This window comes from Pseudomonas sp. RAC1, assembly GCF_030658255.1.
In the GTDB taxonomy this organism is placed as follows: Bacteria; Pseudomonadota; Gammaproteobacteria; order Pseudomonadales; family Pseudomonadaceae; genus Aquipseudomonas; species Aquipseudomonas boreofloridensis.
Window position 1 is genome coordinate 14,021 of record NZ_JAUTXS020000018.1, and the last position, 26,524, is coordinate 40,544.

The 26,524-nt window shown below is 65.1% G+C and carries 12 protein-coding genes; 1 reads left to right on the plus strand and 11 read right to left on the minus strand.

Translation table 11 applies throughout. The features are described 5' to 3' along the window. Positions 1 to 126: 126 nt before the first annotated feature. The 11 genes from Q7C30_RS03860 to hmpA form a co-directional block, all read right to left on the minus strand. Positions 127 to 13,845 (minus strand): autotransporter-associated beta strand repeat-containing protein, encoded by a 13,719-nt coding sequence (locus Q7C30_RS03860; protein WP_317870720.1) that lies wholly within the window; start codon positions 13,843 to 13,845, stop codon positions 127 to 129. A 264-nt stretch (positions 13,846 to 14,109) separates the two neighbouring features. Continuing rightward, positions 14,110 to 14,493, minus strand: a complete 384-nt coding sequence (locus Q7C30_RS03865; protein WP_029613082.1) for a YkgJ family cysteine cluster protein — start codon at positions 14,491 to 14,493, stop codon at positions 14,110 to 14,112. A gap of 324 nt (positions 14,494 to 14,817) precedes the next feature. After that, complete coding sequence (alaC, locus tag Q7C30_RS03870) at positions 14,818 to 16,014, minus strand: alanine transaminase (RefSeq protein ID WP_317870721.1); 1,197 nt, start codon at positions 16,012 to 16,014, stop codon at positions 14,818 to 14,820. Positions 16,015 to 16,149: 135 nt separating this feature from the next. Next, entirely contained in the window at positions 16,150 to 17,277 is a 1,128-nt protein-coding gene (locus Q7C30_RS03875) for a hypothetical protein (RefSeq protein WP_317870722.1), read from the minus strand. Positions 17,278 to 17,416: 139 nt separating this feature from the next. After that, on the minus strand, positions 17,417 to 18,304 hold the full coding sequence (gene cyoE, locus Q7C30_RS03880) for a heme o synthase (protein ID WP_317870723.1): 888 nt from the start codon (positions 18,302 to 18,304) through the stop codon (positions 17,417 to 17,419). A gap of 11 nt (positions 18,305 to 18,315) precedes the next feature. Continuing rightward, entirely contained in the window at positions 18,316 to 18,648 is a 333-nt protein-coding gene (gene cyoD, locus Q7C30_RS03885; RefSeq protein ID WP_029613086.1) for a cytochrome o ubiquinol oxidase subunit IV, read from the minus strand. Continuing rightward, a complete protein-coding gene (gene cyoC, locus Q7C30_RS03890) occupies positions 18,648 to 19,271 on the minus strand; it encodes a cytochrome o ubiquinol oxidase subunit III (protein WP_029613087.1) in 624 nt (207 codons plus the stop codon). Before cyoC ends, cyoD begins: the two co-directional genes overlap by 1 nt. Before the next feature lie 13 nt (positions 19,272 to 19,284). After that, the gene (gene cyoB / locus Q7C30_RS03895) at positions 19,285 to 21,294 is read right to left on the minus strand and encodes a cytochrome o ubiquinol oxidase subunit I (protein WP_029613088.1); all 2,010 of its coding nucleotides are present in this window, start codon (positions 21,292 to 21,294) and stop codon (positions 19,285 to 19,287) included. 3 nt (positions 21,295 to 21,297) lie between these two features. Continuing rightward, positions 21,298 to 22,242, minus strand: a complete 945-nt coding sequence (cyoA, locus tag Q7C30_RS03900) for a ubiquinol oxidase subunit II (RefSeq protein ID WP_039575374.1) — start codon at positions 22,240 to 22,242, stop codon at positions 21,298 to 21,300. A gap of 557 nt (positions 22,243 to 22,799) precedes the next feature. After that, positions 22,800 to 23,306, minus strand: coding sequence for a disulfide bond formation protein B (locus tag Q7C30_RS03905; protein WP_317870724.1), 507 nt, complete (start codon positions 23,304 to 23,306; stop codon positions 22,800 to 22,802). A gap of 292 nt (positions 23,307 to 23,598) precedes the next feature. Further along, positions 23,599 to 24,777: an NO-inducible flavohemoprotein gene (gene hmpA, locus Q7C30_RS03910; protein ID WP_317870725.1), complete on the minus strand. Its 1,179-nt coding sequence runs from the start codon at positions 24,775 to 24,777 to the stop codon at positions 23,599 to 23,601. A 154-nt stretch (positions 24,778 to 24,931) separates the two neighbouring features. Between hmpA and norR the strand changes: the two genes are divergently transcribed. After that, positions 24,932 to 26,512: a nitric oxide reductase transcriptional regulator NorR gene (gene norR, locus Q7C30_RS03915; RefSeq protein ID WP_317870726.1), complete on the plus strand. Its 1,581-nt coding sequence runs from the start codon at positions 24,932 to 24,934 to the stop codon at positions 26,510 to 26,512. The last annotated feature ends 12 nt before the right edge of the window (positions 26,513 to 26,524 follow it).

Here is a 26,524-nt window from a genome sequence, read left to right on the forward strand (position 1 = left end):
GCGTGATGAAAGTAAGTCGATGTAACCGTGGGCGCGGCCTCCTCGTTGACCGGGTCCCGGAGTCTTGCACGACCGCTTCCACACACCACCACTGCCCTAGCGCTGCCAGGCGCAACGACACCCCGTTCAGAAGCCCATGCTGAAACTCACCACCACACCGTGGTCGCGGCCCTGATTGGACAATTGCCCCGAATACCCCACGCCCAACTTGCCGCTCTCGCCCACAGCCACGTCAAGGCCAGCCTCCACCACCGCCGCGTTGCGCGCGATCGCCACGCCTTCACTGCCGAAGCTCGTACCCCCGCCGATGAAGCGCGACTTGGCCTCGGGCTGGGTATCGCCGAAGGCATGTCGCCAGCCGACCGAAAGCCGTGGGGTGATCTCACTGCCGTTGTCCAACGTGATGCGCTTGCCGACGCGCACACCCACCGTGGAGAAGGTCACGTCCTGATCCACCTTGGCTTTCAAACGCCCCGCCCCGCCCTTCTCCCGCGCACTGTCGCTGTCGTGGTTGACATAGGCCAGTCCGGCGAATGGCTCTACCGCGACACCGCCCGCGTCCAGGGCGTAGCCCACCTCGCCGAACACCTGCGCGGTGCGCGCCTTGTACTTCGCCTTCAGGCGATCGTCGTAAGCGCCCGCCTGCACATCGCGCTTGGTGTCGATGTCATGCCAGGTGTAGCTGGCCCCCAGGCGCGCAGCGAAGGCGTCCATCTGGTAACCCAGGTAGGTCGCCAGGTGGTAGCTGTCGACGCTGGCGTCCGAACGGCGGCGCTGTGCATCGATGCTGCTGCGGGTGTAGCCCGCCGCGATGCCCACCTTCCACTGATCGTCCAGGGCGCGATCGACACCGAGCATGAAACCGGACAGGTCGCGGTCGACGCTGGCATGGTTGGCGCTGCCGTCGTAGTCGCCCCAGGCGCCAATGGCGCGAATCCAGCCGACCGGCTGACCCTGGCAACCTTCGCTGGTCAATTGCTGATTGGCGGTCGGGGCCAGGGTGCGACGTGGATCGTCGGCACGGCTGCAATCGGCCTGGCGCAGGCGGTCGTTGAGCGCCTCGCGCACGTGGCGGGTGTCCTCGATCAACACCGTGGCGGTGCTGGCGTGGATCTCGCCGGACAGGCTGTCGAACGCCGCCTGTGCCGAAGGCCGGTCCAGCGGCAGGATTTCATCGCGCAGCACGTTCGGCACCCCCGCGCTCTCCAGCGCAGTGGCCACGCCGCGCTGGTTGCCGGATACCGCAACCTCGGCGAGCGAGGTGTCGTTGCGGCTCACCGACAGGGTCACCTGGTTGGCGCCGTAGTCCAGCGCACTGGTGAGGAACGCCGAGTTCATCAGGTTGTTGCTGGCGAACACGCCATTGATACCGCCGTCGGCAGACAGCAGCGTGTAACGACCATTGCCACCGGACAAATTGGCCACGGTGAGGCTGCCGCCCAAGTTGGCGGTGCCGCCCACGTTGAGGTAGTTCACCGGTGCAGTCCCCAGGTCGATGACCAGGTTGCCGTCGCTGGCATTGGTGAAGTCGCCGCTGACATTCAGATTGCCCGCCGGCCCCGGCAGCACCGTGCCGTGGTTGACCAGGCTGCCTAGCGTGCCATTGCCGGTCAGGCCGGCACCGTTGGCCACGTTCACACGCGCGGCCAGTAGACTGCGCGGGTTGGCGGCATCGCCCACTTGCAGCGTGCCCTGATCGACGTTGAACAGCCCGCTGAAGGGATGATTGCCCAGCAGCAACAGACGACCGAAGCCACGCTTGATGGTGGTGCCGGTGCCGCGCAACACGCCGTTGAAGGTGCCGTCGTTGGCTTGCGCGAACACCAGGTTGGCGGTGTTGGTCAGCGTGCCCTGCAGGCTGCTGGTGTTGCCTACCAGCGTGCCGCCACTGACCAGGGTGCCGCCGGTGTAGCGGTTGGCGCCACTGAGCACCAAGGTGCCGGCATCGAGCTTCTCGATACCGCCGCTGCCCACCAGCGGCACACTGATCTCGGCGCTGGTACCGGCATCGACACGCACTGGCGCCAGGCTGCCGTCGGCGCCATTGACCGGCGTCAGGCTGCCCTCGGCACCCGGCACCAGTTGGTAGCCATCGCTGAGGAATTGCAGGCCGCTGAACGACGGGTTGCCGACCACGGTGACGGTGCCGGGCTGACCACCGAACACGGCGTAGGCATCGCTCCAGGTTTCACCTGTGGTGCCGTTGGCATTGGTCCAGTTGCTGTTCGGCCCCCAGGTGCCACTGCCGCCGCCGATGCTGCCGTCGGGGTTGGTCTGGTTACCGTTCCAGAACTGCACCGGATCGCCGGCACGCTGCACCACCAGGTTGATCTGCCGGGTGATGGCGGTCTGCAACGCCAGATCGCCCAAGGCCACGCTGCCCGGCACGGCGCCGAGGGCCAGGCCGTTGTCGGTCAGCGCCCCGCCGTAGCTGAACAGTCGATAGACGCCGGTTGAGAATCCACCGGCATCGGTGACATTCAGGGTGCCGTCGAGCACCAGGTTGCCCTCGACCTTGACCACCGTGCTGGCCGCATCCGGGGCGCTCAAGGCAAAGTCCAGGGTGCTGCCGGACGCCAGTTCGAGCCCGCCCAGGGTCAGCGGCGTGCTGCTCTGTCCGGCCACCAGGCTGGCGCCGTCGGCGAGCAGCACCTGCCCGGCGTAGACGCCGCTGCCGCCCAGCCGCGCGCCGCGGGCGACCTGCACCCTGGCGCTGTCCAGGCGACCGTCGACACGCAGGCTGCCGGCATTCACCGAAGTAGTGCCGGTCAGGCCATTGTTGCCAGTGAGCAGCAGCTCGCCGCTGCCGTTCTTGCTCAAGGTGCCGCTGCCAGTGAGATTGCCGGTGTAGCGACCGTCGGCTGCCTGCTCGAAGGTCAACGCGGCATTGTTGAGAATCGCGCCTTGCAGGCTGGCGCTGTTGCCGATCAGGCTGCCGCCGTTGATCTGGGTGCCGCCGCTGTACACGTTGTTGCCGGTGAGGGTGAGTGGCGCAGCGCCGCTCTTGATCAGGCCGCCCTCGCCGCTGACGCTACCCGCCAAGGTCAGCGCCGCGCTGCCGCCGAGGGTCAAGGCACCCTCGAGCAGCACGGCATTGGCCAGGCTGACCGCCGTGTTGCTGTCCAGCAGGGTGCCCGCTGCGGCGGTGAGCAGGCCGCTGCCCAGGGCGCCGTCGTTGCCCACCACCAAAGCGCCGCGATTGAGCGCGGTGCCGCCGCTGTAGCCGTTGGCCGTATTGAGCACCAGCGTGCCGCCATCCTGCTTGGCCAGAAGACCGGTGCCGTTGATCGGCACGCCGACCGTGGCGGTGGCGCCGCTGTCGACGCGCACGTTGGTGGTGCCGCTGGTCAGCAGTTCACCCGTGCCCGCGCTCTGCAGCGAATAGCCGTCGGTCATGAACTGCAGGCCGGTGATCGCCTGGCTGCCATCGAGGGTGACGGTGCCCGCCGGGCCTTGGAACACGGCGAAAGTGCTGTTCCAGGCGCTGTTGACCGCGCCGTTGGCATCGGTCCAGTTGCGGCTGGCGGCGTCCCAGGTGCCGTTGCCGCCGTCGATCTGGCCATTGCCGCTGGTGTCGCTGCCATCCCAGAACAGCACGTTGCTGGCCCCACCCACCACCAGGTTGACCTGGTTGGGCACGCTCGCTTGCAGCGCTACTTCGACATCGGGCAGCGGCGTGCTGCCGACGCTGATGCCGTTGTCGGTGAAGGCGCCGCCGTACAGGAACAGGCGGTGCACGCCGGCGCCGAAGCCGCCAATATCGACCACGTTCAGCGTGCCATGCAGGGTGAGGTCGTTGGCCACCTGGACCAGCGGCTGACCGTCAGGGTCCGGTGCCCCGAGCTGCGCCGTCACCACCGCATCAGGCTCCAGGTTCAGGCTGCCCACTTGCAAGGTCGAGCCGGTCACGGTGGCCAGCGTCGCCCCATTGCTCACCGACACCGCGCCACCGAGGTTGCCGACGCCCGACAGGGTCGCGCCACTGGCCACGGTCACGTTGCCGCTGTCCAGCGAGCCGTCCACTTGCAGTTCGCCGGCTTGCACGTTGGTATCGCCCACATGGGTGTTGACGCGGGTGAGTGCCAGGCGACGCACGCTCAGTTTGTTCAGGGTGCCGGTGCCGCTGATCTGGCCATCGAATACACCGCCCTGCACGTTCAGGCTGTTGCCCTGGGCGATCTGGATCGCCCCGGTGCCGCCGATGTCGCCCAAGGTAGTGCTGCCGTCGAGGTTGAGCCGGGCGCCGCTGCTGACATTGAGCGCGCTCTGGGTGCCGAGGGCAGTGGTGCCCAGGGTACTGAGGCTGCCGGAGAGGATGTTGAGGATACCGCTGAAGGTGTTGTTGCCCGACAGGGTCAGGTCGGCGGCGCCGTTCTTGTTCAGCACACCGTTGCCGCTGAGCACGCCGGCCAGTTGCAGATCGTTGCTGCCTTCGACGTCGAGCGTACCGCTGACGTTGACAGGATTGGCCAGTCTGACCGCTTGGCTGCTGTCCAGGCTGGCCGCACCGGTCACGTCCAGTGAACCGGTACCGAGGGCGGCATCGTTACCCACCACCAGGGTGCCGCTGCGCAGTTCGGTGCCGCCGCTGAAGCGGTTGGCGCCCAGCAGGCTGAAACGCGCGAAGCCGGCCTTGAACAGACGCCCCGCGCCGCTGACCGGACCGCCCAGGGCCAGCTCGTTGCCGCCGAGCACCGTGAGGTCGCCGGCCAGGTTGACGGCGTTGGCCAGCGTGACCGCCTGGCTGCTGTCCAGGCTCGTGCCGTCAGCCGCGCTCAGCACGCCGCTGCCCAGCGCAGTGTCGGCGCCCACCACCAAGGTGCCGCCCTGCAGCGAGGTGCCCCCGGCATAGCGGTTGTCGCCGGAGAGCGCCAGCGCCGCATCGCCCGCCTTGACCAGGCTGCCGGCCCCGGCGACGGTGCCGCTCAGGGTCAGGTCATTGCTGCCGGCCACGGTGAGTGGCCCGGTCAGGTTGATTGCGTTGCCGATGTTCACCGCTTGATTGGCATCCAGCGTGGTACCGGCGACGGTATCCAGCGCACCGCTGCCCAACGCCGAGTCGCTGCCCAGCACCAGCGTGCCGCCACCGAGCTGGGTGCCGCCGCTGTAGCGGTTGCTGCCACCGAGCACCAGGGTGCCGCTGTCGAGTTTGGTCAGCCTGCCGCTGCCCACCAACGGCAGGTCGAGCGTCGCCGTCACGCCGCGATCCACCCGCACCGGCGTGTCACCGCGTTCGCCGTCGATCAGCTCCAACTGACCGGCGCTGCCGTCGATCACGCGGTAACCGTCGGCGGCGAACTGCAGGCCGGTGACGCGCTGGTTGCCTTCGACACTGACATCGCCCGGCGTACCCTGGAACACCGCGAAGGTGTCGCCCCAGGTGCTGTTGACGGTGCCGTCGAAGTCGGTCCAGTTGGTCGTGCTCGCGTTCCACACCCCGGCCCCGCCTTCGATCTGGCCGCTGGCTTGGGTCTGGCTGCCGTTCCAGAACAGGATGTTCAAGCCGCTGCCGCTGACCAGCAGGTTGACCTGATTGACCAGCGCGGTCTGTAGCGCCAGGTTACCCAGCGCTACGCCCAGCGGCAGGTTGCCGAAGGCCAGGCCGTTGTCGGTGAGCACACCGCCGTAGTCGAACAGCCGGTACACACCGTTGCCGAAGCCGCCGATGTCGCTGATGTTCAGCGTACCGCCCAAGGTCAGGTCACCGCCCACGGCGAACAGCGCCGCGCGATTGGTGCTCGGCGTGGCCAGCCCGACATCGACGTTGGCCGCGTTGTCCAGCACCAGTGAGCCAAGGCCCAGGATGCTGCCGCTGTTGCCGATCAAGCGCCCGCCCGCACCGATGCCGACCGGCGCCGCAACCGTACCGCTGCCGCTCAAGCTGGCGCCGCTGGCAACGTTAAGCCCGGCGCTGGATAGCGTGCCATCGACCTGCAAGGTGCCGCCATTGACCTGGGTGTTGCCGCCCAAGGCGCTGACGCCGCTCAGGATCAGCCGCACATTACCGACCTTGGCCAGGCTGCCGAGCCCGTTCAGCGCCCCGGCGAACGCCGTGTCGAGATCATTGCTGCCAAGGCTCAGGGTGGCGCCGCTGCCGAGGTTGGCCTGGCCGCTGCCACTCAGCGCGCCGAGGCTGGCGTCGCCATTGAGGTTCAACTGCCCACCGGCAGCGAGGTCCAGAGTGCCGACATTGGCCAACACGCCGTTGCCCTGTGTGGTGAGCGAGCCGGCCTGCACGGCGACGTTGCCGGTGAACGTCTTGTCGCCCACCAGGGTCACGTCGTCGGCGCCGGTCTTGATCAGGTTGCCAGTGCCGCTCAGGTCGCCCGTGAGGACCAACGCGTTGTCGGCATCGAGCGTGAGCGTGGCGCCATTGCTCAGGGCGACAAGACTGCCCAGGGTCAGTGGCGCTGCAGTGCCGAGCGTGGCATCACCGGTCACGGTCAGAGGCCCGCTGCCCAGCGCACCACCATTGCCGAGGGTCAGGCGCCCGGCTTCGAGCTGAGTGCCGCCTTGGTAGCCATTGCTGGCGGAGAGGGTCAGGTTGCCGTCGCCTTGCTTAATCAGGGCGCCGGCGCCGTTTACCACGCCATTCAAGGTCAGGTCGTTGCTGCCCACGACGCTCAGGTCGGCATCGAGTGCCACATCGTTGGCCAGTGTGGTGGCGGCGCTGCCACTGCTCAAGGTCGAAGCGCCGGCGACGGTGAGACCGCCCAGGCCCAAGGCACTGTCGTCGCCGACCACCAACTGGCCGGCGCCCAGCGTGGTGCCCCCCAGATACGTATTGGCGCCGTTGAGGATCAGGGTGCTGGCCCCCGACTTGTTCAGGCCGCCGGGACCGTCGATCACACCGTTCAAGGTGAAGTCGGCAGAGCCTGGCAGAGTGAGTACGCCACCCACTGTCAGGTTGTTGGCCAGACGAGTGTCGGTGTTGGCATCGAGCGCGGTGCCGTCGGCCGCGATCAGCGACCCGCTGCCCAGGGCACTGTCGTTGCCGACGATCAGCGTGCCGCCGTTGAGTTGGGTGGCACCCCCGAAGGTGTTGGCGCCTGCGAGGGTCAGGCTGGCGCCGCCATTCTTGACCAGCGCACCGCCACCTGCGATCACGCCGTCGAGCACCAGATCCTGCGCGCCACCGAGGGTCAGGTTACCGCTGGTCAGGTTGATCGCATTGCTCACCGTCAGCGCCTGGGTGATGTCCAGCAAGGCATCGTCGATCACGCTCAACGCACCGCTGCCCAAGGCATTGGCGGTGCCCAGCAACAGGCTGCCGGCTTGCAGCAGCGTGCCGCCGGTGAAGCGGTTATCGCCCGCGAGCTGCAGTTGCCCGCTGCCCTGCTTGGTGAGGGTGCCGTCACCGCTGATCGCGCCCGACAGGGCCAGTTCCTGGCCGACGTCGAGGGTCAGGTTGGCGCCACCGGCCAGGTCGATGGCATTGGCGATTTGCAGCGCGGTGGTGCCGGACAACGTGCCGTCGCCGATGACCGACAACGCACCGTTGCCCAACGCTGCATCGTCGCCCAACGTCAAGCTGCCCGCGCCGAGGACCACGCCACCGTCGAAGGCGTTGGCGCCCGCGAGGGTGAGGTTGCCCGGTCCGGCCTTGCTCAGGCTGCCGAGACCATTGATCGGCCCGGAGAGACTGAGGTCGTTACTGCCGAGGATCGCCAGCGTGCCCGCAAGATTGACAGCGTTGCCGAGGTTGACTGCCAGGCGGCTGTCGAGCTGAGTGCCGTCGGCGGTGTTCAGTGCACCCAGGCCGAGCGCCGTGTCGCTCTCCAGCAGCAGGGTGCCGCCGGCCAGGATGGTGCCGCCTTGATAGGTGTTGCTGCCGCCCAGGCTCAAGGTGCCGCTTCCAGTCTTGGTCAGGCCGCCTGCGCCGCCGACGCTGCCGTTGAGCGCCAGGTCCTGCGCGCTGGCCAAGGTCAGATCGCCCAGCAGTTCGAGGGTGTTGGCCAGGTTCACTTGAGCAGTCGCCGACAGGGTGGTGCCCGCCGCTGCCGTGAGCGTACCGCTGCCCAGCGCGGCATCACTGCCAACCTGCAGCGTGCCCGCGTCCAGACGCGTGCCGCCCTGATAGCTGTTGCTCCCGGAAAGGACGAGCGAGCCGCTACCATTCTTGATCAGCCCAGCGCTGCCACTGAGCGTGCCATCCAGACGCAGGTCGCCCGTACCGGGCAGGGTGAGGTTGGCGTTGAGGGTCACTGCGTTGGCCAGCGCGATCTGGCCAGGCGCCACGAGGCTGGACGCGCCGCCGACGGTCAGGCTACCGCTGCCCAGCGCCAGATCGCTGCCCACCACGAGGCTACCGGCATTCAAGGTGGTGCCGCCGCTGTAGCGGTTGGCGTTGCCGAGGGTCAGCGTGCCAGCGCCATTCTTGACCAGGCTGCCGGCGCCCTGGATCACGCCGACCAGGCCAAGGTCGGCGCTGCCATCCAAGGTCAGCGCGCCGCCGAGGGCGAAGTCGTTGCCAAGGGTGACCGCCGTGCGGCTGTCCAGCGCCGTGCCGCCTGCGGTCGTGACCGCGCCGACACCGAGTGCGCGGTCGTTGCCGAGCACGATCCGGCCGCCTTGCAGCAGGGTGCCACCGGTGTAGCTGTTGACCCCGCCGAGCACCAGCGTGCCGCGGTCGAGCTTGGCCAGTCGGCCGCTGCCCGAAAGATCCACTTCCAGCGTGGCGTTCACGCCGGGATCGACCCGCACGGCGAACGCGCCGTTGGCGGCGTTGACCAGCTCCAGCCCGCCGCTGCCGATCAGGCGGTAACCATCGGTGACGAACTGCATGCCGCTGGCCGTTTGGGTACCGACCAGCGTGACGTCGCCCGCTGCGCCCTGGAACACCGCGAACTCGCCGCCCCAGGCGCTGTTGAGCGTACCGGCGAGGTTGGTCCAGTTGCCGGTGCTGGCGTCCCAGGTGCCGCTGCCGCCGTCGATGGAACCGTTGGCCAGTGTCTCGAGACCGTCCCAGAACTGCACGCCACCAGCCGCGCCGCCAACCAACAGGTTGACTTGCGCGCCGACCGACGTCTGCACTTGCAGGTCGCTCGGCATCACGCTGCCGGGCAAGGTGCCCAAGGCCAGGCCGTTGTCGAGCAGTGCGCCGGTGTAGTCGAACAGGCGGTAGATACCGGTGCCGAACCCGCCAAGGTCGGTGACGTTGAGGGTGCCGTCGAGGGTGAGGTTGCCGTTGACCCTGACCAGTGCGTTGCTGCCGCTGACCGGCGCACCGAGGCCGAAATCGAGGATCGAACCGCTGTGCAGGGTCAGCGCGCCAGTGCTCAGGGTGCTGCCGCTGTTGGCCAGCAGGTGCGCGCCATCGGCGATGTCCACCGCGCCCGGCAGGTTGCCGCCGCCACCGAGGCTGGCGCCCGCATTGACCTGCACGGAGACGCTGGCCAGCGAGCCGGTGACCTCGAGCAGCCCGGCGTTGACCGTGGTGGCGCCGGTCAGCCCGTTGCTGCCGGTGAGTTGCAGGGTGCCGGGGCCTTGCTTGATCAGCCCGCCGCCGCCGCTCAAAGTGCCGCTGAAGAGGCTGTCCAGGCCATTGCCACCGACGCTCAGGTCGCTGCCCGCACCGAGGTTGACTGCTCCCGCTCCGTTGAGCCCACCCACGGCCGTGCTGGCGCCGAGCGCGAGACTGGCGCCGGCACCGACGTTCACCGCCGAGGCGTTGCCCAGTGCCGTCGCCGTTGCGCTGGTGAGGGTGCCGCCGAGCAGATCGACCACGCCAGTGAAGCTGTTGTTGCCGCTGAGGGTGAGGTTGGCTGGGCCATTCTTGACCAGACCGCCGCTGCCGCTGATGGCGCCTGCCAGGCCGAGGTCGTTGCTGCCGCCCAAGGTCAGGTCGGCACCGAGCACGATAGCGTTGCCCAGGGTGAGCGCCGTGCTGTTGTCCAGGCGCGTGGCACCGGCAACGTTGAGGACTCCGGTGCCCAAGGCGGCGCCGTTGCCCACCACCAGAGCACCGGCATTGAGCGTGGTGCCGCCAGCGTAGCTGTTCGCGCCGTTCAAGGTGAGCGTGGTCGCGCCGTTCTTGATCAACTGCCCTGCCCCGCTGATGACGCCGGAGAGGTCCAGGGCATTGCTGCCAGCGAGGGTGAGATCGGCATTCAGCGCGATGTCGTTGCCCAGGTTGAAGGCCGAACCGGTATCCAGCGCGGCCGTGCCGCCCACGTTCAATGCGCCGCTGCCCATGGCACTGGCGTTATCCAAAAGGAAGGTTCCGGCATTGAGCAGCGTGCCGCCGATAAAGGTGTTCGGTGCGCCGAGCGCGAGGGTGCCGACACCGTTCTTGATCAGGCGACCGGTACCGTCGATCACACCGTCCAGCCGCAGGTCGTTGCTGCCGAGCAGGGTCAGGTCGGCGTCGAGGGTGACCGCGTTGGCGACCGACAGCGCCACCGTGTTATCCAGGCTTCCAGCCCCGGTGACGGTCAAATTGCCGAGCCCCAGCGCATCGCCATTGCCCAGCACCAAGCCACCCGCTGCGAGGGTGGTGCCGCCCAGGTAAACGTTGGGGCCGGACAGGGTCAAGGTCGCGGCGCCCTGCTTGAGCAGGCTGCCGGCGCCACTGACCAGGCCGCCAAAGCCGAGGTCGGCGCTGCCATCGACGGTCAGGGCTCCGCCGAGGTTGACGGCGTTGCCGAGGTTGACCGCCGTGCGGGTATCCAGGCGAGTGCCCGCGGCGGTATTGAGCACACCGCTGCCCAAGGCGGCATCGTTGCCGAGCACGAGGCGCCCGGCATTGAGGTTGGTGGCGCCGATCTGGGTGTTGGCACCGTTGAGGGTCAGGGTGCTGGCGCCATTTTTGGTCAAGCCGCCCGCGCCGCTCAGGAGGCCGTTCAGGACCAGGTCGTTGCGGCCGGTCAGGTTCAGGTTGCCGCCCAGGTTCAGCGAGTTGCTGAGGTTCAGCCCGGCCACCGTGCTGTCCAAGGTGGTGCCGGCGGCGGCGTTGAGGGCGCCGCTGCCCAGGGCGGCGGCACTGCCGAGCACCAGGGTGCCGGTGTTGAGCGTGGTGGCGCCAGTGTGGGCATTGACGCCACTGAGGGTGAGGGCTCCGCCGCCGTTCTTGACCAGACCGCCGGCCCCGCTCAGGGTGCCGGCCAAGGTCAGGTCGTTGCTGCCGGTCAAGGCCAGGTTAGCGCCGAGGTTGACGTTGTTGCTCACGGTCAGCGCGGTGCTGTTGGCCAGGGTGGCGGCGCCGCCGACGGTGAGCGCGCCGCTGCCCAGGGCGGCGGCGCTGGCCAGGGTCAGGGTGCCGGTGTTGAGCGTCAGACCGCCGCTGAAGGTGTTGCTGCCGCCGAGGGTGAGGTTGGCGGCGCCATTCTTGATCAACGCCCCGGTGCCGGCGATCGTCCCGCCCAGGCGCAGGTCGTTGCTGCCCGCCACGCTCAGGGTGTTGCCGCCAAGGTCGATGGCGTTGCCCAGGCTGAGCGCCGTACTTGCCACGAGACCGGCGTTGGCACCGAGGGTCAGCGCCCCCGTGCCCAGCGCATTGTTGTTGCCCAACGTCAGCACACCGGCGTTGAGCGTGGTGCCACCGCTGAAGCTGTTGTTGCCGTTGAGCGTCAGGCCGGCCGCGCCATTGTTGACCAGCGCCCCGCTGCCGCCGATGGCGCCACCGAGGGTCACAGCGTTGCTGCCGACGAGCGCGAGCGTGTTGCTCCCGAGGTTGATCGCATTGCTCAGGTTCAGTGCAGCGCTGGTGTCGAGCTGCGTGCTGGCGCCGAGGTTCAGCGCGCCGCTGCCCAGCGCAGTGCTGTTGCCCAGAATCAACGCGCCGCCATTGACGCTGGTGCCGCCGCTGAAGCTGTTGTTGCCGTTGAGGGTCAGGTTGGCCGCACCGTTTTTCACCAACGCGCCCGTGCCGCTGATCACGCCGCCCAAGGTGGTGGCGCTGGAACCGGCGAGCGCGAGTGTGCTGGCGCCGAGGTTGATGGCGTTGGCCAGGCTCACCGCCGCACCGGCGTCGAGCACCAGGCTCGTCCCCAGGTTCAGGGCGCCGCTGCCCAAGGCACTGCCGTTGCCCAGGGTCAACGCGCCGCCATTGACGGTGGTGCCGCCGCTGAAGCTGTTGCTGCCGTTGAGGGTCAGGTTGGCCGCACCGTTCTTGACCAGCCCACCGGTTCCAGCGATAGCGCCCGTGAGGGTCGTGGCGTTGCTGCCAGGCAAGGTCAGGGTGTTGCTGCCCAAGTTGATCGCGGTGCCGAGGCTGATGGCGGTGCTGGCATCCAACGCCGCGTTACCGGTCAGGCCCAACGCACCACTGCCCAGGGCACCTGCGTTGCCCAACACCAGCGTGCCTGCGCCGAGGGTGGTGCCACCGGTGTAAGTGTTGCTGGCGTTGAGGGTCAGGCTGGCGCTGCCGCTTTTGACCAGCGCTCCCGTTCCGCTTACCGTGCCACCCAAGGTGACGGCGTTGGCGCCGGTCACGTTGAGTGCGGCGCCGTTGAGTTGCACGGCATTGGCCAGCACCAGCGGCGCGCTGCCCTGCAATCGGGACGCGCCGGTCACGTTCAGCGCACCGCCGCCCAGGCTCGCCGCGCTGCCCAGTTCGAGGCCTCCAGCGGCCAGGTTGATGCCGCCGCTGAAGGTGTTGTTGCCGCTCAGCGTCAGCAGGCTGGCACCGCTCTTGATCAGCGCACCGCTACCTGACAGGACGCCGTTGAGACCCAGGGGGTTGCTGCCGGAAACCGTCAGGCCATTGCTGCCCAGGATCAGCGCGTTGCTCAGGTTCACGCCAGCGCCGCCGCTTTGCAGTGCCCCGCCGTTGGCGGTGATCGCGCCGGAACCGAAGGCCGCGGAGTCGTCGACGCTGACCAGCCCGCCGTTGAGCGTGGTCGAACTGCTGCCGGTCAGCAGCGGCCCGCCGAGGGTCCAGGTGCCGCTGTCGACGATCAGGCGGTTGAAGTTGACGTAGGTGCCCGCCGCGATCGTGCCACTGCCGGCCGTGCCGCTGCCGCCGCCCACGGCGTTCTGCAATGCGAGGGTGTTGTTGCCGCCGGCGCCGCCATCGACCGTGCCGGTGGCGGCGAAGGACAGATTCGGATTGCTGACTACCAGCAATTGCAGGCCGGCGCCGCCGCCTTTGTTGACGCTGGAGCCGGTGATGGCGTTGAAACGGTTGGTCGAGCCGGCACCCATCGACAGGCTGCCGTTGAGCGTACCGACGTTGGTGAAGGTGTTGCCGCTGCTGGAAGCCTGGAACGCGGCGCGACCGGTGATGGTGCCGGTGTTGGTCATGTTCACCGTGCTGCCGCCGCTGACGGCGACCACGGGCGTGTCTTCGCTGAGCACGCTGACGCTGAGTGCCGAAGAGCCGATGATCCCCGCGTTGCTGATCACGGTGCTCCCGCCTGCACCGTTGGTGACCTCCAGCGCCGCGCCGTTGAGATTGGCCAGGTTGACGTCGAGAACGCCCCCGGTGCCTCTTAGCACGCCGGTGGCCAGGTTGTTGATCACCAGGGTGCTGGGGTTGGCATTGCCGATGCGCGTGCTGGTGCTCAGCAGGCTGACTGCGCCCAGTAGCGAAGGGTCAATCGTGCCGGCGTTGTTCAGCGTGATGTTGCTGCCGGACAGATTCAACGCCGTGCCGAGCAGGTTCAGCAGCACGCCGAGGCTGGCGCCTTGCTGGACGTTGACCGTGAGATTGTTCGCGCTGCTGGCATAGCCTGGAGCCAGTAGATTGGGCGCGCCGGTGCAGGTGACCACGCCCCCACTCAGGCTACAAGCGGCCAGTGCCGGCTGGCTGCCCAGACCGAACAGCAGTCCGCCGACGGCGAGGCTTACGGCCAATGACAGGTGCGAGAGACGAGCGGGCGAAACGGCGATGAGACTTCTGTCCACGGAGAGCTCCTTCGTGGATCAGCTGATTCAGTCCTTGAATGCGTGCACAGCGCTGTTGCCGGTTTATTTCACACGCGCGACGAAACACCTGACCCTGGCGACAATTTCCTTGTTGGGGAATGTGTAGTCGCAGAACAGGCAGTCAGGCACGGCGCAGGGGCGGTCAAATCGGGTTAATACTTTGTCTAGGCAGCCCGGATTACGCGGGCTGCAGCGATTTCAAAAGTGGATCCAAGCGACGAACGGTGGTGTTCCGAGAGCGGATCAGGCCACCTCGGCCCCCTCGTCCGGCCAGTGCGGCTCGTTGGCGCCGGGCGGCGTCAGCGGTGGCAGGCCGTAGGCGGCACGGGCCGCGTCGCAGCTCGGATTGTGCGTGCCATGCTCCCAGGACGCCTCGAATTCGCGACACGGGCTGGAGCGTTGTTCGTAGAGCGTGCAGCCCACTGTGTTGCCGATTTCCCCCTCCAGACCGATGCAGCGGCAGGGTTTGGCATCGGTGCCGATCATCGCCACGCGGGTGGGGTTGATTTGCACCACCAGATCGTCGGGCACCGACCCGCCCGAGGATTGGCATTCACCCCAGAAGAAGGACACACGAAAGTAGCCGCAGCAGGCGCCGCAGGTCAGGCAAGGATTCTGTTCGGACATGATGGCCAGAAAGGGAGGTTATGGGGAACGAGCGGACGCCCGCGCCGCCATTTGTAATCCAACCCCACGCCCCTGAACAGAGGCCCACGCAAAAAAAAGCAGCCGCTGGTCGCGCCTGGCGCCAGGCGCCAGGCGCCAGCTACAAGCTACAAGCTACAAGCTACAAGCTACAAGCTACAAGCTACAAGCTACAAGCTACAAGCTACAAGCTACAAGCTAGATCGCGGTGGCACTGACAACGCAGTTCTATCTTATAGCTTGCCGCTTGCAGCTTGCGGCTGGCGTGCAGCTTGCCGCTTGCAGCTTGCGGCTGCGGCGTGCCGCTTACTTCCCGGCGCGGAACATGTGGCGGATGCCGCGGATGGCCTGGCGGATGCGGTCCTGGTTTTCGATCAGGGCAAAACGTACATGATCGTCGCCATACTCCCCGAAACCGATACCAGGGGACACGCAGACCTTGGCCTCGGCCAGCAGCTTCTTGGCGAATTCCAGCGAGCCCATGTGAGCGTAGGCTTCCGGGATCTTGGCCCAGACGTACATCGAGGCCTTGGGGTTTTCCACCATCCAGCCCAGCTCATGCAGGCCCTTGACCAGCAGGTTGCGACGCTGGCGGTACTGCTCGGCGATGTCCCGCACGCATTGCTGATCGCCTTCCAGGGCAGCGATCGCCGCCACTTGCAGCGGCGTGAAGGTGCCGTAGTCGTGGTAACTCTTGATGCGCGCCAGGGCATTGACCAGCTCGGGATTACCCACCATGAAGCCGATCCGCCAGCCGGCCATGTTGTAGCTCTTGGACAGGGTGAAGAACTCCACCGCGATGTCCTTGGCCCCGGGGACCTGCATGATCGATGGCGCCTTCCAGCCGTCGTAGACGATGTCGGCATAGGCCAGGTCGTGAACCACCAGCACGTCGTACTGCTTGGCCAGGGCCACCACACGCTCGAAGAAGTCCAGCTCCACGCACTGCGCGGTGGGATTGGACGGGAAGCCCAGGATCATCATCTTCGGCTTGGGGATCGATTCGCGAATCGCCCGCTCCAGCTCATTGAAGAAGTCCACGCCCGGCACCAGCGGCACCGAACGCACCTGGGCGCCGGCAATCACGGCACCGTAGATGTGGATCGGGTAGCTGGGATTGGGTACCAGCACCGTGTCGCCCTGGTCGAGGGTGGCGAGCATCAGGTGCGCCAGGCCTTCTTTCGAGCCGATGGTGACGATGGCTTCGCTGTCCGGATCGATCTCGACCTCGTAGCGTTCGCGGTACCAGTTGGAAATGGCCCGGCGCAGGCGCGGAATGCCGCGCGAGGTGGAGTAACCGTGGGTGTCTTCGCGCTGGGCGACCTGTACCAGCTTCTGCACGATGTGCGGCGGGGTGGCGCCGTCGGGGTTGCCCATGCTCAGGTCGATGATGTCCTCGCCACGGCGACGGGCAGCCATCTTGAGTTCGGCAGTGATGTTGAAGACGTAGGGGGGTAGACGATCGATGCGCGCGAAGCGGCGCGGCGAACCGGAGTTGGCCATGATTTCCTCGAAGACGTAAGCGCCCGGAACCGTCCGAGCGACGTTGGCCACTGCGGTGGCCGAGGCAGACGATAAGCGCAGCGGTAATGTTTTGTAAAGTGAGGGCTGCCGAGGGCAACCCTCCCGCCCGATGATTCAGTGCAGCGACTGGTAGCTGTCGCAGGTCAGCTGCCGCAGGCCCAACCCTTCCTTGGTCTGCATGCCCTCGTTGGCCACCTTGCTGAACTCGGTCGGGTTCAGGCCATGATGAACGAGGCGCTCCTGCTGGCTACCTTCGGTGATTGCCGTGTAGGACTGTTTACGCAGCGCCTGGTACTGGCTGTCGGCAGCGGCCATGGCCTGGTGGCAGGTCTCCAGCGCCTGGTCATCGAGCGCCAGGCATTTGTCCAACGCGGTGCCCCAGCGCGTGAGGCAGGTTTCGGCGAAATGCCGGACGATCATACCCGGCTCCGGCAGCACCTTGCCGGCACTGGCGCCGTCGGCGGAGGCATTGCCCACCAAGGTGGCATGCCGGCCGGGGACCGGGAAGAGGCTCATGCGCGTGCCGAACGCGGTGACCGGCACCACGCAGGCGAAGCCCTTGGAGCGTTCGTCACGGGCGTAGAAACCGACATACTCCTTCACGTTCGCGCCCAACTGCACGCGATCAGCCTGGATGTTCCCCACACCCGGGACAGGATCAATGGCGAAGATGTTGACCGGTACGTCGCGCAGTTGCGGATCTGCAACCATGGCATTGGCCAGCATATGGCAACTGATCCCGCCACGGCTCCAGCCCACCAGATTGACCACGCTGGGAATCAATGGCTTGCGCATCTGCTTGATCAACTGTTCCTGCAACGCCTGCGGGGTCACGGCACGCTCGCCGTAATCGTAGGTGCGCCAGAACCACGAACCTGCGGCAGAGGCGTCGGGAATCGGAATGCCGGCCTGCTTGAGATGCTCGTATTGCTGCTCGGTCAGTTTGGTCCGTGCCCAGTTGCTCTTGCCCTTGATGACCTGCAACGCATGTTGCACATTTTCGTTCCAGCCTGTGCCGAACAGGGTGCCGGTCACCTTGAGGTGGTCGCCGTCATCGACGAACAAGGCATCGTCCTGCAGATTGCCACTGCCCGGACCATCGACCGCGATCCAGTCGACGAACTCTCTGCCGCCGGTATGGCTGGCCAGGGTGGCGATCAGTTCGCCGTTCCAGAAATTGGGATTACGGTCATCGAAGCGATGGGAGCCGGTGCCGCAGAAGTACACGGTGAACGCACTCATCTCGGTGCCTCCAGAAGGTTGGGGCATCGAAACTATGCTGTGCGACCGTAGGCCAGCAGTCGGAAAATCTGCCGGGTTTCGGGCGCACCATGAAAAAACCCGGCGCTAGGCCGGGTTTTCAGTGAAGCGTGAAGCGGTTTCAGCGAGCGTAGGTCATCAGCACATCGGTCGCAGTCTGGCTGTCCACCGACATCATCAGGCTCAAGGCCATGACGGTGAGAATGGAGAAGCCGAACACCTTGCGCGCCCACTTGCTGTCGTCCTCGGCCTTGTAACCACCCCAGGCCATGTACAGCCAGTACAGGCCCATGGCAGCGGCGACGGCCAGGTAAGCCAGGCCAGCATAGCCACCGAGGGTGAGCATGACGGTGGCGAGCACGAAGGCCAGCACGTACAGCACGATCTGCTTCTTCGCCGCCAGGATACCGCGGGCCACCGGCAGGACCGGAATGTTGGCCGCGCTGTAGTCCTTGAAGCGGAAGATGGCGATGGCGAAGCTGTGCGGCATCTGCCACAGGCTGAACATCACCAGCAGCGTGACCGCTGCCAGGTCGAAGCTGCTGCTCACGGCGCAATAGCCGATCACCGGAGGCATGGCACCGGACAGGCTGCCAACCAAGGTGCCGTGCACCGATTTACGCTTGAGCCACAGGCTGTAGAAGCCCACGTAGACCACGAAGCCGATCAGCGCGCAGTACGCCGACAGCGGGTTGGCCTGGACGTACAGCAGGCTGAAACCCGCCACCCCGAGCAGGGTGGCGTAAATCAGCGCGAGGGGCAGCGACATGCCGCCCTGGACCATGACGCGGTTCTTGGTACGTTCCATCTTCTGGTCGATGTCACGGTCGATGCAGTTGTTGAACACGCAACCGGATGCGACCACCAGCGAAGTACCGACCACCACGGCCAGGAACAGGGCGAAGTCCACATGGCCCTTCGCGGCAAGGAAGAAACCGCCCGCCACGGAAAGCACGTTACCGAAAATGATCCCCGGTTTGGTGATTTGGATAAAGTGCTTCACGGACATGCAGTCTTACCTCACTTGGCCAGCATTTCGAAGTGGATGCTGAACATGATCCACAGCGACAAGCCGACCAGCAGTGCGATCACCAGGGTGGTGAACAGGAACGTCGACACGTTGGAGCTCTGCTCTTTCGAGCGATCCATGTGCAGGAAGTACACCAGGTGGACGACCACCTGGATAACGGCCATGGCGACGATGACCAGCACGGTCAGGTTCTTCGGCAGCATCGGCGACATCGCCAGCGCGAACGGAATCGCGGTGAGGATGATCGAGAGGACGAAGCCGATCATGTACGACTTCACGCTGCCGTGGTTGCCTTCGTGATGAGTGTCGTGTGCGTTAGCCATTACAGAACCCCCAGCAGGTAGACGACGGTGAATACGCAGATCCAGACCACGTCCAGGAAGTGCCAGAACAGGCTCAGGCAGCTCATGCGGGTCTTGGCGGTCGGCGTGATGCCCTTGGTCTGGATCTGGTACATCAGGATCGCCATCCAGATCAGGCCCGAGGTCACGTGCAGACCGTGGGTGCCGACCAGGGCGAAGAAGCCCGAGAGGAAACCACTGCGCTGCGGGCCGTAGCCCTCCATGATCAGGTGATGGAACTCATAGATTTCCATCGCGATGAAGCCCGCACCGAACAGGAAGGTCACTGCCAACCAGCCCAGTACACCTGCCTTGTTGCCGGCGAACATCTTCAGCATGGCGAAGCCGAAGGTGATCGAGGACAGCAGCAGGAACGCCGTTTCGACCAGCACGAAGTCGAGCTGGAAGATGTCATGACCCGACGGGCCGCCGGCAAAACTGCCGGACAGCACCGCGTAGGTGGCGAAGAGCGACGCAAACAGGATGCAGTCGGTCATCAGGTACAGCCAGAAACCGAAGACGGTCATCTGGCCCGAGTCGTGGTGGTGATCGTCGTGCCCATGGTCATGGCCATGGGCGTCACCGTGAATTACTTGACTGGACATTGATTACACCCGTTCAAACGTTTTCGACACGTGCGCCACCGGTAGGCACACCGGCAAGCTGCAGGGCCCGTTGGCGTTCACCTTCGATGCGCGCCACTTCTTCGGCAGGCACCATGTAGCCCTGGTCGTCACGCGCAGCGTGGCGAACGAAGACCGCGATGGTCGCTACCAGGCTCAGGCCTACCAGCCACCAGATGTGCCAGATGAAGGCGAAGCCGAACACGGTCAGGAACATACCCATGAACAGACCGGTAGAGGTGTTGCTCGGCATGTGGATCGCTTCGTACTTGGCTGGCGCCTTGTAGGCGACACCGGCGTCCTTGGCTTCTTGCCAGGCATCCAGACCGACTTTCTCGGGCATGTGGGCGAAGTTGTAGAACGGTGGTGGCGACGAAGTCGACCATTCCAGGGTACGGCCGCCCCATGGGTCGCCGGTCACGTCCATGTTCTGCTTGCGATCGCGGATCGACACGTAGAGCTGGATCAGCTGGCAGGCGATACCGAACAGGATCAGCACGGCACCGACCACGGCGACGTACAGGTAGGGTTCCCACAGCGGGTTGTCGGAATGGTTCAGACGACGGGTCATGCCCATGAAGCCCAGGGCGTACAGCGGCATGAAGGCGACGTAGAAGCCCGAGATCCAGAACCAGAAGGCTGCCTTGCCCCACTTCTCGTTGAGGGTGAAGCCGAAGGCTTTCGGGAACCAGAAGGCGAAGCCGGCGATGTAGCCGAACACCGCACCACCGATGATCACGTTGTGGAAGTGGGCGATCACGAACAGGCTGTTGTGCAGCACGAAGTCAGCACCCGGAACGGCCAGCAGAACGCCGGTCATGCCACCGATGGAGAAGGTGACCATGAAGCCCAGGGTCCAGAGAATCGGCGGGGTGAAGCGCAGACGGCCCTGGTAGATGGTGAACAGCCAGTTGAACAGCTTCACACCGGTCGGGATGGAGATCAGCATCGTCGCCAGGCCGAAGAAGGTGTTGACGCTGGCGCCGGCACCCATGGTGAAGAAGTGGTGCAGCCAGACCGCGAAGCCCAGGATGGCGATCGCACCCGATGCGTAGATCATCGCGTGGTGGCCGAACAGGCGCTTGCTGGCGAAGGTCGAGGTCACTTCCGAGAACACGCCGAAGGCCGGCAGGATCAGGATGTACACCTCGGGGTGACCCCAGGCCCAGAACAGGTTGACGTACATCATCGGGTTCCCACCAAGCTCGTTGGTGAAGATGTGGAAGTCCAGATAACGGTCAACGGTCAGCAGGGCCAGTGCAGCGGTCAGGATCGGGAAAGAAGCGACGATCAGCACGTTGGCCCAGGTGCAGGTCCAAGTGAAGATCGGCATGTCCATCAGCTTCATGCCAGGTGCGCGCATCTTCAGGACGGTGACCAGGAAGTTCACGCCCGTCAATGTCGTGCCTAGACCTGATAGCTGTAGCGCCCAGATATAGTAATCGACCCCCACGCCAGGGCTGTACTGGATACCCGCAAGCGGCGGATAGGCCACCCAGCCGGTCTTGGCGAATTCGCCGACGCCCAGCGAGATGTTCACCAGCAGCACGCCTGCCAGCAGCAGGTAGAAGCTCAGGGAGTTCAGGAATGGGAAGGCAACGTCACGTGCACCGATCTGCAGAGGCAGGGCCAGGTTCATCAGGCCGGTGAAGAACGGCATCGCCATGAAGATGATCATGATCACACCGTGGGCGGTGAAGATCTGGTCATAGTGTTCAGGCGGCAGGTAGCCTTCGGAGCCGCCGGTGGCGACGGCCAGCTGGGTACGCATCATGATGGCGTCGGCAAAGCCGCGCAGCAGCATGACCATCGCGACGATGATGTACATCACCCCGATCTTCTTGTGGTCGACCGTGGTCAGCCACTCGGTCCACAGGTAGGACCACTTGCGGAAATAGGTGATGGCACCAACGACGGCGATACCACCGAGCGCGATCATGGCAAGCGTCACCATGACTATCGGCTCGTGATAGGGTATCGCCTCCAGGCTTAATTTACCGAACATCTCTTACTCCTCTGCACCGGCAGCTGGTTGCATACTCGATTCCACACCCTTGGTAGTGGCCAGGTCTTTGCTGCCTGCTTCTTCATGGCTCGGACGACCGCGGTTCATGCCTTCGTACTTGTCGACGATGAGCTGGAACGTGTCAGGCGAAGCCTCGCTGTACAGCGCGACTGGGTTGTTTTCGCTTGGTTTGGCCAAGGCGTCGTATTCGGCCTTGTCCAGCTTCTTCGGCGACGCCTTCACTTGCGCGACCCAGGCATCGAAGTCGGCTTGCGAGGTGGCGGTTGCCTTGAATTTCATACCGGTGAAGCCCGCACCGCTGTAGTTCGCCGAGATACCGTCGAACTCGCCATTTTCGTTGGCGATCAGGTGCAGCTTGGTGGTCATGCCGGCCATCGCGTAGATCTGGCCGCCCAGGCCAGGGATGAAGAACGAGTTCATCACGGCGTCGGAGGTCACGCGGAAGTTGACCGGGGTGTTGGCCGGGAAGACGATCTTGTTGACCGTGGCGATGCCTTGCTCCGGATAGATGAACAGCCACTTCCAGTCCAGGGCCACCACGTCGATCTGCACCGGTTTCACATCGGAATCCAGTGGACGGTAGGGGTCCAGTTTATGGGTGGACTTGTAGGTGACGTAGCCCAGCACGATGATGATCAGGATCGGGATGATCCACACCGCCGCCTCGATCTTGGTCGAGTGCGACCAGTCAGGCGTGTAGGTGGCCGCCGTGTTGGAAGCACGGTACTTCCAGGCGAAGACCAGGGTCATGATGATGACCGGGATCACCACCAGCAGCATCAGGCCGATCGCGATCAGGATCAGGTTCTTTTGCTCAATGCCGACCTGGCCCTTGGGGTCGAGCAGGGTCCAGTTGCACCCACTGAGTAAAAGCATGCCTAAAAAGGGCAATATGCCAAACAGTCTGGGGTAACGCTTTTTACTCATCTCACGACCTCTAGATCAGCTTGCTTCAATGCAATGTGTTTTGTTCGCCAACACTTCGTCCTGCCCAGCGTTAGCATTTTTAAGCCCGAACTCCCTCCGGCCTGTGATCCGACTGCAGGATCTGGGCGTTGGAAGTATGGTCGAGCTTGGGGTTTTTCGTAGGCTAAAGGCCTGTACTTCAGACCAAGTCCATTTGGTGCGGAAAACGCGGAGGGGTGTCCGCCCGGATCGCCGTTGGGCGAAACTTGTCGAAGTCAGCAAAAGGAGCGCTGGGGCTTCCTTCAATCCTGCGACTTGCAAGCAGTGCCGAACGGAAATTGGGGGCGATTGTAGATAGGTAGCCCCCCCTTTACTATGACTTATTGAGCAACAGTCCTTTACCGAATCGGTAACAATCAGCGCTCAAAAATCAACTTCGCGACAGTTTGTCGCACCCTCGGCTGTAGACCCGAAACCCGCATGCCGCAAGGGCTGGAACTTGATCTACATCAGCCGAGGACAGGTTTTCGATACCGATTAAGCTGCGCAATGGGCCTGCGTCATACAAGGACTTTTGTCTAAGCCCGACGGCGATTTCGGTAGATCCCCAGTGGCACCAGGAGGGCAGTGAGGACGAAGGCCACCAGCGCCCATTGCGCCAGCGACAGCCCCAGGATCGGCGGGTAGGGCGTGGTGCAGAAACCATCGACCTGGAACGCCAGCGGCCAGACCTGCGCCAGTGGCAGGTCGTCGACGATCGGTTGCAGCACATCGATGCCACAGCTGACGGCGGGGTTGGCGAGTATATACACATGGTTGCCGGCCGCAACGATTCCGCCAATGGCGCTGAGCACCACCAACGCTTCGAAGAAGGTCAGGCTGCGCCGCCCCGGCATGGCGGCTGCGATGAACGCGAACACTGCGATCAACAGCAAGGCGTAGCGCTGCAGGATGCACAGCGGGCACGGTGCTTCGCCCAGCACCACCTGCATATAAAGAGCGCCGCCGATCAACGACAGGCAGATCAGCCCCAGCAGTACCAGAAAGCGCCGTTCCCGATTCAGGCGCAGGTTGTGTTCGTTCATGACCGGTTCCTTCGTTGGAGAGTTGCAGGCCTGCTGCCCTATGGCCCATGCCCAAAGCCCGCCAGTCTACACGGCGCGGGCACCCGGCGATGAATGAAAAGGTGACAGTGCGGTGCGGCCCAGGCTTTCCATGGGAAGCTCAGACCGACAGTCTGCAGGTCGGTTCACCCATCCAATGACAAAGACGTGGGTGAGCGAAAGTGAAGGATACGGCGATTAACGGTGGGTTAAAAACACTGCACTACTGATAGAGAAGCCGGGCCGAGCGTGGCCCGCCCCGGTCTCTGACCCGCTACTCCAAGGCCGCAGCCGGTCCGAAGAACTCGAAGTGACTCTGCGTTGGCGGCACGCCCAAATGGTTCAAGGACCGCCGGATCGCCGCCATGAAGCCCTTGGGTCCGAGGAAGTAGACGTCCATGTCGCGCTCACGGGGCAACCACTCGGCCAGCAAGTCCTCACTCAGCAGACCCACGGCATCGACGGACCGACTGCCGTCGTGCTCGTCGTAGCAGTAGAAGCGCTGCAGTTGCGGGTGCCGCTCGGCCAACTCATCGACCCATTCGCGAAATGCATGCACCGCGCCATTGCGCGCGCAGTGGATGAAGCGTATCGGACGCTGGGTCTGCAGCGCTGCCTCGAGCATGGCCAGAGTCGGGGTGATCCCTACCCCACCGCTGATCAGCACCAAGGGCTTGTCGCTGGCCTGCAAAGTGAAATCGCCCGCAGGCGGAAACAGTGTGACGGTAGTGTCGACTTGCAGATGATCGTGCAGGTAATTGGAGACCACACCCCCGTCCTCGCGTTTGACGCTGATGCGGTACTGCCGGCCATCGCTGAGCGACGACAGCGAATAGTTGCGGCGCTGCTCGCGGCCCTCGATGAACAACTGCAGACCGATGTACTGCCCAGGCTCAGCCTTGAGCACCGCCGCGCCATCGACCGGCTCGAAGTAGAACGAGACGATTTCCGCGCTCTCTTGCTCGCGGCGCACCAGACGGAACGCCCGCCCGCCCCGCCAGCCGCCCTCGGCCTGCTCCTTGGCCTGGTACAACTGTTCTTCGGCGCCGATGAGAATCTCGGCCAATTGCCCATAAGCCGCCGCCCAGGCTTCGATCACCGCCGGCGTGGCGATCTCGCTGCCCAGCACCTCTTCGATGGCACGCAGCAGGCAACGGCCGACAATGGGATAGTGCTCGGGCAGAATCTGCAGGGCCACGTGCTTGTTGATGATCTGTCCTACTAGAGCGCCCAAGGCGTCGAGCCGGTCGATGTGCTTGGCGTACATCAGCACGCCGTTGGCCAGCGCGCGCGGTTGGTCGCCGCTGGCCTGGTGCGCCTGGTTGAACAGCGGACGCACTTCGGGGTACTCGCTGAGCATCATCTTGTAGAAGTGGGTGGTCAGTGCCTCGCCCCCGCTTTCGAGCAGGGGGACGGTGGCCTTGATGATTGCACGGTGTTCGGCATTGAGCATTGCTGCGACTCCTGAGCCTTGGGCTTCGACTGATTACACCGGTCGTTTCACCAATCGTGCCAACTGGCAGGCCCAGCAAAATCAAGCCCTGGAGCGGATTCATGTCATATTGACTAGTGCCCGCGTATAGTCAGGATGACCAACAGGAGTCCAAATGACTGCAAAACCCCTGCTCACCGCCCTCCTCCCTTTGGTCAGCGATCTGTCGCGCGACCTGCCCGATCAAGAGCGCTATCGGCGCCTGCTGCAAGCCCTGCGCACGCTGCTGCCCTGCGATGCCGCCGCGCTGCTGCGTCTGGAGGGCGACTGGCTGGTGCCACTGGCGATCGACGGGCTGGCCACCGATACCCTCGGCCGGCGCTTCAAGGTCAGTGACCATCCGCGTTTCCAGGTGCTGCTCAGCCGCCCGCAACCAACCCGCTTCGCCAGCGACTCACCATTACCCGATCCGTACGACGGCCTGGTCGAAGCCACCGACGTCGATCTGCATGTGCACGACTGCATGGGCTGTCCTTTGATGGTCGCAGAGCGCCCGTGGGGACTGCTGACCCTCGATGCGTTGACCCCCGGGCAGTTCCAGAGCCTGGAACTCGACGCGCTGGAAGCCTTCGCCAGCCTTGCCGCAGCCACCGTCACCGTGGCCGAACGCATCGACCAGTTGGCGCTGCGCGTGCAGGACGAGCAACGTCGGGCCGACCTTTTCCGCCAGGCCACTGACCGCAGCCAGGAGTTGATCGGCCAGAGTCCGGCGCACAAGCGCCTGCTCGAGGAGTTGCGTCTGGTCGCCGGCAGCGATCTCACCGTCTTGATCACGGGCGAAACCGGGGTGGGCAAGGAGTTGGTCGCCCAAGCCCTGCACCAGGCCAGCCACCGCGCCGACAAGCCGATGATCAGCCTCAACTGTGCCGCCCTGCCCGACACCCTGGTGGAAAGCGAGCTGTTCGGGCATGTGCGTGGTGCGTTCACCGGTGCCCACGGCGAACGGCGCGGCAAGTTCGAGCTGGCCGATGGCGGCACGCTGTTTCTCGATGAAGTGGGTGAATTGCCGTTGGCCGTACAGGCCAAACTGCTGCGCGTGTTGCAGAGTGGGCAACTGCAGCGCTTGGGTTCGGACCGGGAACACCGGGTGGATGTGCGGCTGATCGCCGCCACTAACCGCGACCTGGCCGCCAGCGTGCGCGCTGGTCAATTCCGTGCCGATCTTTATCACCGCTTGAGCGTCTATCCGCTGCCGGTGCCTGCGCTGCGCGAGCGGGGTCGCGACGTGCTGTTGCTCGCCGGTTTTTTTCTCGAACAGAATCGATCGCGCCTGGGGCTCGACAGCCTGCGCTTGACCAAGGCGGCCGAAGCGGCGTTGCTGGCCTACGACTGGCCGGGGAACGTGCGTGAGCTCGAGCACCTCATCGGTCGTTGCGCACTCAAAGCGCTGGGGCGTGGCAGGCCCGCCTCGCGACTGCTGGCGCTGGACGCCATCGATCTGGAACTGACCCCCATCACCCGGCACGAACCCGAAACGGATAGGCCGTCGATGCACTACACGGCAATACACCAGGGCGGTTTGCGGGAGGCACTGGATGGGTATCAACGCCACGTGATCGAGCAATGCCTGCAACGTCACGGGCACAACTGGGCAGCCGCAGCGCGGGAGCTGGGAATCGACCGCGCCAACCTCGGGCGGTTGGCGCGTCGATTGGGGATTCATGGGCAGCAACGAGCGCCAGGCGCTCGGCCTTGAGCAAGGCCCGAC